Raw genomic sequence first — 7,905 nt, 5'->3', positions numbered from 1 at the left:
TTTTTTTCAAGCACAAGACGGCATACGAGTTGTCTTAGGGTCTCGTGGGCTCGGAGAAGTGTATAAGAGACAGGGCGGGGCGTTGCGCGGGCGCGGATGGGGACCGCATAAAGTCGGGCCGTGACCGATGCCCTTGCTGATGTAGCACAACTGCCCGGGGTGGCCGGCGCCGTCGATGACGCGCGCAAGGCCGTTGACCGGCTGCTCGGCCACCGCATCCTGCGGCGGCGCAGTGCCGAGGTGTCCACGGAGTCCGCGCTGCGCGGCGCCAGGGCCTCGGCCGTCCTGGACGGCGCGTCGGTCACGCTGGACGAGCTCCGCACCACCGAGAGCCCGTCCGACCCCGTCGTACAGGGCTCGCTGCGCGTGTCGGCCGAGCTCGGGACGTTGACGGACGTCTGGCGCAACGCTCCCCGGCAGGCGCTCGCCCGGCTCCACGTCCTGGCGGCGGCCGACGTGGTGGACAGCGCCGACCTCGGACGCCCCCGCACCACCGACGCCGCCGTGAAGGACGTTCTCGGCCTCGGTGAGCCGCCGTCGCCGTCCGAGGTGGCGGCGCGCCTGGACGCGCTCAGCGGGCTGCTGACCTCCCCCACGAAGGCCCCCGCGCTCGTGGTCGCGGCCATCGTGCACGGTGAACTGCTGATGCTGCGCCCCTTCGGTTGGGGGGACGGGCTGGTCGCACGCGCCGCCCAGCGGCTCACGCTGGTCTCCCGTGGGCTCGACCCCAAATCGTTGGTCGCACCCGAGGTCGGCCACCTGGAACTGGTGGACGACTACGCGCCCGCCCTGCGGGACTACTCGTCGGGCACGTCCGAGGGCGTCGCGCGGTGGGTCGTCCACTGCTCGACGGCCGTGGCCGCCGCCGCCCGGGACTCGCAGGCCATCTGCGAAGCGTTCATGCGGGGCTGAGTTCTGTCGGAGGGTTCGGCCATGCTGGACCGCATGGCCGAACGCATGCACGGACGACCGGCGGCACCCACCGAGACCACGATCGCGTCGGCGAACTGGGACTCGCGTGACCTGACGGGCGAGCACCACGAGAACGTCCTGTTCGTGGACGTGGACATGACCGAGGCCACCGGGACCGGCGCCGTCTTCACCGAGTGCACGTTCCGCGGGGTGCGCTTCAACGCGTCCACCCACACGGACGCCGCGTTCGTGAACTGCACCTTCGTGCGGTGCGGTTTCTTCGACGCCACCTTCGCGGGCTGCAAGCTCGTGGGCAGCATGTTCGACTCGTGTACGTACGACCTGCTGAAGGTGGAGGGCGGCGACTGGTCGTTCACCGGCCTGCCGGGCGCCGACCTGCGGCGCACGTCGTTCACCGATGTCCGCATGCGCGAGGCCGACCTCACGGGCGCGCGGTGCGCCGAAGCGGAGATCCGCCGGGTCGACCTGTCGGGGGCGTACCTCCACCGAGCCGACCTGTCCGGCTGCGATCTGCGCGGCAGCGACCTCTCGGCCGTGGACCCGTCCGCCACCGTGCTGAAGGGCGCGGTGATCGACCCGCACCAGGCGATCGCCCTGGCGACGGCCCTCGGGCTGGAGGTCCGCGACTAGCGCCGGCCGGACACGAAGCGGGCGGCGCCCCACCGGGGAGCGCCGCCGCCAAGCACGTCACACCGGGTTACCAAGCGTGCACCTCAAATCCGTCGGATCGGGTCAAGCCCGTCTCGACGCGCCTCCCGCGGCTGGTCGCGCGTGGGTGCCCGGTTGCCGTGCCAGGACCGTGGTCCTAACAACCTGTCTACGCCTCATTCTCCCTGTTGACAAGCCCCTATTCGCAAAGTGCCGACCGCGGTGGCGGGCGGCGCCGAACGGGACGCCGGCGCCCGGTGCGGCCGCTGCGGGATATTCCGGGCTATCCGTAACCGCCATGCCGGTCAGAGAATTGATCACTCACTGTGATCGTTTCTTTTTGGCGGCCGATCTGCCATGCGGCCGGAAAGATCTTTAGTTCTGCTGTACGCTCCCACTTCCGCCCCGATGCACGCGGGCCGTGCGCGGGCGCGGGAGGCCCTGCCGTGGAGGGGCACGGGCGCCGTGCGGGCGCCCCGGCGAGCGCGTCGTACCGGCGGATGAGAAAATCGCCATGCGCCGGGTGAGTTTGCGTCTCGACGGAACTCTCGACGATCGGGCAGCATATGTTGTACTTCCTAGACTGGAGTCAGTGAGTTTGCCTCTCCCATAGGCGGACTTACGCACGGCTCGGCCCGAACTCCACTGAGACTTTCCTGGGAAAGCGGACCGGCTCTACCCCCCCGGAGCCGGACCGCCCGGCGACCCCCGCTCTCCCCCCCGGCGGGGGTCGCCCAGTCGTCGAGCGGCCGGGCGGTGGCGGTTCCCCGCCACCGCCCGCCCGCCGGCGAAGTTATCCACAGTTCGAGGAACCTCGTCGCGGGCGCCGCCCCGCTCCGCAAGGTGGATGTCTCCGGAAACATCGAGGGAGCATCCGATGAACCTTGCGGCACTGATCGTCACGAGCGACCCCGCCCTCGCCGACGGCCTGCTCCGCCTCGCGGCCGCCGCCGACGCCCACGCGGAGGTCGCCTACGGTGCCGACGAGGCCAGACCCGCCTGGACCTGGCCCGCCCTGATCCTCGTGGGCGCCGACATGGCCGAGGACGTCGCGTCCGCCGGCCTCCCGCGCCGCCAGGGCATCGTCCTCGTCACCGGCGACGGCGACACACCGGAGGCGTACCGCCTCGCGGTCGAGGCCGGCGCGCAGGACGTCGCCGTGCTCCCCGACCACGAGGACTGGCTGATCAACGCGTTCGCCGCCGCCTGCGAACCCGAGGGCGGCTGGGCCACCACCGTCTGCGTCGGCGGCTCCCGCGGCGGTGTCGGTGCCAGCGTCCTCGCCGCCGCGCTCTCCCTGGCCGCCGCCGGCCAGGGCCTGCGCACCCTCCTCCTCGACGCCGACCCGTTCGGTGGCGGCATCGACCTCATGCTGGGTCTGGAGGGCCACGAGGGCGTCCGCTGGCCCGACCTCGCCGAACGGCGCGGCCGCCTGAACACCGCCGCCCTCCGCGAGACCCTCCCCGGCACGGGCGACCTGTCCGTCCTGTCCTGGCGGCGCGGCGAACCCGTCCCGATACCCGACGAGGCCGTGCGCGCCCTGCTCGACGCCGCCGCCCGCGGCTTCGACCTGGTCATCGCCGACGTCCCCCGCTACCCCGGCGACATCGGCCGCGCCGCGCTCAGCGCCGCCGCCGCCACCTTCCTGCTCGTCCCCGCCGAGGTCCGCGCCACCGTCGCGGCCGCCGGCATAGCCGCGACGTTCCGCCGCTACACGACCGACCTGCGCCTGGTCGTCCAGGGCCCGGCCCCCGGCGGCCTCACCGCCGAGGCGATCGCCCACGCCCTCGACATCCCGTCCGCCGGCACCTACGACCGCGACCGCCGCCTCCCCGCAGCCGTCGAAGAGGGCGACCTGCAACGAGCCTGCCGCCGCGGCCCCCTGGCCGACTTCTGCACCAAGACCCTCGCCGACCTGGCCCTCCAGCCCTACGCCTACCGAGAAGCAGCCTGACCCGCCCCGCTGGCGACGGTGTGGACCACAAGGCATCACTCAGAAGGAGACGAGGAGAGGCGGTATGACGAGGTTGTCGGACGCGGTGCGGGATCGGCTCGCCGGTAGTGGCGGGGAGGCGACGACCGGCCGGGTCGCCGCGGCGCTGCGGGCGGAGGAACGCCTCCTCGGTGATCGTGAGGTACTGACCCTGGCGGACGAGTTATGCGCCGAGTTCGTCGGCGCGGGGCCGCTGGAACCGCTGCTGCGTTCCCCGGACGTCACCGACGTCCTGGTCAACGGCCCGGACGAGGTGTGGGCTGACACGGGCACCGGTCTCGTCCGCACGCCGGTCCGCTTCACGGACGAGGCGACGCTGCGGCGCTTGGCGCAGCGCCTCACCGCCGCAGCCGGACGCCGACTCGACGACGCGGCCCCCTACGCCGACGCCCGCCTGCCGGGCGGGGTCCGGCTCCATGCCGTCCTGCCTCCGGTGGCCGCGAGTGGCACGTGCCTGTCGCTCCGGCTGCCCAGGCGTCGCGCGTTCACCCTGGACGAGCTGGTCGCGGCCCGGACCATCCCACCCGAGGGCGCCGAAATCCTCGCCGCCCTGATCAAGTCGCGCGCCGCGTTCCTGATCACCGGCGGTACCGGAACCGGCAAGACCACCCTCCTGAGCAGCGTGTTGTCCCTGGCGAACCCGGCCGAACGACTACTCCTCGTCGAGGACTCCGCCGAGTTGAAACCGTCCCATCCGCATGTCGTGAGGCTGGAGGCCCGTCCGCCGAACATGGAGGGCGCCGGAGGAGTGACACTGAACGATCTCGTCCGCCAGGCGCTCCGCATGCGTCCCGACCGCCTTGTGGTCGGGGAGGTCAGAGGCCCGGAGGTAGTTGTTCTCCTGCAGGCGCTCAACACGGGCCACGAAGGCGGCTGCGGAACCCTCCACGCCAACACCGCCGCAGACGTGCCCGCCCGGCTTGAAGCCTTGGGCTGCGCGGCGGGCTTGAGCCGGGAGGCGGTCCACAGCCAACTGGCCGCCGCGCTGGACATTGTCGTCCACCTGGCGCGCGACCCGGCCGGTGGGCGGCGGCGCGTGGCCGAGATCTGCGTCCTGCACAGAGCGCCCGACGGGCTGGTAGGCGTGATTCCCGCAGTCTCGTTCACCGCGTCCGGCGAGGTCGTCCCGGCCGACGGCGCCCCCGCGCTGCACGCCCGGCTGCGAGGTGACCGTTGATCATCGCGCTCGTGGCGCTCTGCTCGGCCGCCGCCGTCTGGACGGTCCTCGCGCCCCCTGTCGCCCGACGCCGCCTTGACCGCCTCACAACGCCTCGCTCAACGCACCCCCTTCACCTGCTGAGAGCCAGAGTCGACGCACTGAAAGAGCGCAGAGCCCAACCGCAACGATGGCGGACGTCGGTGATCGAACTCTGCGACGCCATGGCGGCCGAACTCGCCGCCGGCCGAACTCCGGACGAGGCGTTCAAGGCCGCAGCAGCCGTCCTTCACCCTCAGGTGTCCGCAGAACTCCTCCACGCCACTCGCGCGCCCCCCGAGCACCTGGACGACCTGGCGACGCGTCCGGGGGCCGAAGGCCTGCGCCTCTTGGCGGCCTGCTGGCGCATCGGTGCGGAACGCGGCGGCACCCTCGCCACCGTCCTGGACGGCCTGGCGGGGGCTCTCCGCGACGAAGAAGCCCAACGCCAGGACGTGGCCGTCCAACTGGCGGGGCCTCGCGCCACGGCCCGCCTGCTCGCCGCCCTCCCGCTCCTCGGCCTGGGCATGGCGGCGGCCCTCGGCGCCCACCCGATCCCCTTCCTCTGCGGCACCCTCCCCGGCCTGGCGTGCCTGATCACAGGAACGACCCTCAACCTGCTCGGCCTCCACTGGACCCGCCGCCTGGCCCGATCCGCCGAATCCCCCAACTAACCCGCACCACGTCCTCCAGGTGCAGCCGAACAGCAGCGAGCCCGCTGCACCGCCTGTTGCCGAAGACATGGAGACGAGGCCGAGGCTGTTGATCTGGCCGTCCTGGAAGAGCAGCGCAGCGACGGGGGAGTACGGCGCGTCGGCGACGCCGGCGGCGTGCCAAGCAGGTGTGTCGGTGCCCTGAGGAGGGTGCTCTTCGCTGTCGCGCGGCTGATCGCCTCGCGTGGAGCTCTACGGGCTGTGTGTCGACGGCCGGGGTCCGCATCCCTTTCTGCGGTGGGGGCCTGATGTCGCGGGACGGAGGTCCTAGGTGGCTATGAGGTGAGAGGGGCAGGTGAGGTGATGATCGCCTTGGCGGCCGTACTTTGTGCGGCGCTGTCGGCGTTTCTTCTTCCCAGGGGGACGAACACCGCCGAGAAGAGGCTGGAGGGTCAGTTCCAAACTTCTCGTCCGAGGCAAGGCATCGCAGGTGAGCGAGCTCTGATGCCCAGGGGCTCGGGGCACGATGGTCGTGTTCGGGCCGATGGTGAGAAGGAAGGCGACTCACAGGAGAGGCGACGGCGTGACGCTCTCCTACGGCGTGCAGTTGCGGGCTCCGCAGGCGTGTTGTGCCTGGTGTTGTTGGGCGGTCTGCTGGGTGCCGTAGTCGGAGCCGGCGCCGCGGTGGCCGTCTGGTTCTGGTTCGGCCGCGTTGGGGGTGCGGAGGACCGGCGCAGACGTGCGCGCCTTATCGCTGACCTTCCCATCGCGGTGGACCTGTTAGCCGCCTGCCTGCGTGGCGGTGCTCCCTGGCATGGCGCGGTCACTGCGGTCGCGGATGCGGTGGGAGGCCCGTTGGGGGACGAACTTAGGGACGTCTCAGTTCAGATCAGCCTCGGTGCAGACCCGGCGGACGCCTGGCTCGCGCTCACAAGGGAACCGATGCTCGCGCCGCTCGCTCGTACGGCCGTCCGAGCGACGACCACAGGCGCGGCCCTGGCCCCCTCTCTCAGCCGCCTCGCGCGCGACCAGCGTCGCGTAGCCCGGACGGCGGCCGCCACCAGGGCCCGTGCGGCGGGAATCCGAGCGCTCGCCCCTCTCGGACTGTGCTTCCTGCCTGCCTTCGTGCTGCTCGGCGTCGTCCCGGCCGTCGCGGGAATCGCCGCGACGATCCTCCTGCCCAGGTGAGCCGGGTTTTCCACAGAATTCGGTTCGCTCACCGGCCGTGGCACCCGCCCGGCAGCCTGAAGGCGAATCACGAGCGAAAGGAGCCCGCATGCGGGCGATGAAGATGGTGATGCGTCGATGGTCCAGGATGTCTGCGGACCGAGGAATGTCCACCGCGGAGTACGCGGTCGGCACCATCGCCGCGGCGGCGTTCGCCGGCCTGCTGTTCAAGATTGTGACGAGCTCGCAGGTGAGGTCGCTGCTCTTACAGATCATCGAGAAGGCCCTCAAGATCGCGAGCTGAGGGACCGAGGGATGGCCACGGCGGAGATCGCCGTGGCTCTCCCCGCCCTTGTTCTGATCACGGCGGCCGCGCTGTGGGGCCTGATGGCGGTGTCCGTGCAACTCACCTGCACGGACGCCGCCCGCACTGGGGCTCGTGTGGCAGCCCGGGGTGAGTCCCTCACCGCGGTGCGCGAACTGGTGATCCGGGCGGTCCCGAAGGGCGCGACCGTGCGAGTGCGCCGAGACGAGGCCACCGTCCACGTGGACGTCTCCGTCGCGGTGCGTCCCCCGGCCGCGATCGGCCTTCCACCCCTGATGGTCCAAGCCCAAGTGGCCGCCGCGACCGAGCCCGGTGTAGGCCCCGACGCCGCTTCCCCGCCCGTCAGCCAGACGCGGCACCCAACCTCGTGACCGGCGGCCGTTCACCTGGCCGGTCATGGTGGCGCGGCGGTCGGCGCTGGACCACAACATCGCGGCGCTCGCCGCGTTCTGCGGCGAGCACGGGCTGGCGTTCGCGCCGCACGGCAAGACGACCATGGCCCCGGCCACGCCGCCGGGCGGGCCGACGACTCGCGCTGGTCGGCGATGTCGGCCTTGCAGGTGACGCCGTGCAGGAGGACTCGGCGTCCGCAAGTGCGCGTCCCTCCCGGTTGAGCAACTGCCACGCGCCTTTGCCAGCCGGGAGGCACCACTCGCTTATGCGTCCGTAACGACAGGCACGTCACGGGCCCGGGCCATACCGACGGTCGGGATGGGTCCGGCCGGGTTAGGAGGGAGGACTGCATGAGGCCGGGGCGGTGATGAGTGAAGCGGCACCGGGCGGATCGCGGGCGGTGACGATGGCGCTGAACGACTCACGGGATGCGAGCGGTAGTGACGAGTCGGGCGCGCGGGACGGGCCGAGGGCGTTGGGGTGAACGGCTGCGCGCGGAATGGAGCCGGAGTGGTGGCGACGAAATGGCTGCGCGGATCGGGTCGGGAGCGGTGTCGATGAGCGGGTGCGCGGGGGGTACCGAGACGAGGCCGAGGGG

The 7,905-nt window shown here is 71.7% G+C and carries 8 protein-coding genes; all 8 read left to right on the top strand.

What is annotated here, in order from left to right; genetic code table 11:
* Positions 1-120: 120 nt before the first annotated feature.
* The 8 genes from ETD96_RS36595 to ETD96_RS36560 all read left to right on the top strand — a co-directional run bounded on the left by ETD96_RS36595 (position 121) and on the right by ETD96_RS36560 (position 7,285).
* Entirely contained in the window at positions 121-912 is a 792-nt protein-coding gene (locus tag ETD96_RS36595; protein WP_138641060.1) for a Fic family protein, read from the top strand.
* Between the two features lie 33 nt (positions 913-945).
* Positions 946-1,563: a pentapeptide repeat-containing protein gene (locus tag ETD96_RS36590; protein ID WP_138641058.1), complete on the top strand. Its 618-nt coding sequence runs from the start codon at positions 946-948 to the stop codon at positions 1,561-1,563.
* An 895-nt stretch (positions 1,564-2,458) separates the two neighbouring features.
* Positions 2,459-3,535 carry a septum site-determining protein Ssd gene (gene ssd, locus ETD96_RS36585; protein ID WP_138641057.1) on the top strand — a complete coding sequence of 359 codons (1,077 nt, stop codon included), beginning with the start codon at positions 2,459-2,461 and terminating at the stop codon, positions 3,533-3,535.
* Positions 3,536-3,599: 64 nt separating this feature from the next.
* Positions 3,600-4,751: a TadA family conjugal transfer-associated ATPase gene (locus ETD96_RS36580; protein WP_138641056.1), complete on the top strand. Its 1,152-nt coding sequence runs from the start codon at positions 3,600-3,602 to the stop codon at positions 4,749-4,751.
* 182 nt (positions 4,752-4,933) lie between these two features.
* Positions 4,934-5,443: a type II secretion system F family protein gene (locus tag ETD96_RS36575; protein WP_240808490.1), complete on the top strand. Its 510-nt coding sequence runs from the start codon at positions 4,934-4,936 to the stop codon at positions 5,441-5,443.
* A 342-nt stretch (positions 5,444-5,785) separates the two neighbouring features.
* Positions 5,786-6,610 carry a type II secretion system F family protein gene (locus tag ETD96_RS36570; RefSeq protein WP_138641054.1) on the top strand — a complete coding sequence of 275 codons (825 nt, stop codon included), beginning with the start codon at positions 5,786-5,788 and terminating at the stop codon, positions 6,608-6,610.
* An 88-nt stretch (positions 6,611-6,698) separates the two neighbouring features.
* On the top strand, positions 6,699-6,893 hold the full coding sequence (locus ETD96_RS36565) for a DUF4244 domain-containing protein (protein ID WP_138641052.1): 195 nt from the start codon (positions 6,699-6,701) through the stop codon (positions 6,891-6,893).
* 11 nt (positions 6,894-6,904) lie between these two features.
* Positions 6,905-7,285 (top strand): TadE family protein, encoded by a 381-nt coding sequence (locus tag ETD96_RS36560; RefSeq protein ID WP_138641050.1) that lies wholly within the window; start codon positions 6,905-6,907, stop codon positions 7,283-7,285.
* Positions 7,286-7,905: the final 620 nt, after the last annotated feature.

This window comes from Actinomadura geliboluensis (assembly GCF_005889745.1).
Lineage (GTDB): Bacteria > Actinomycetota > Actinomycetes > Streptosporangiales > Streptosporangiaceae > Spirillospora > Spirillospora geliboluensis.
Note: the sequence above shows the minus strand (reverse complement) of the source record. Positions and strands in the feature narration are given on the sequence as shown.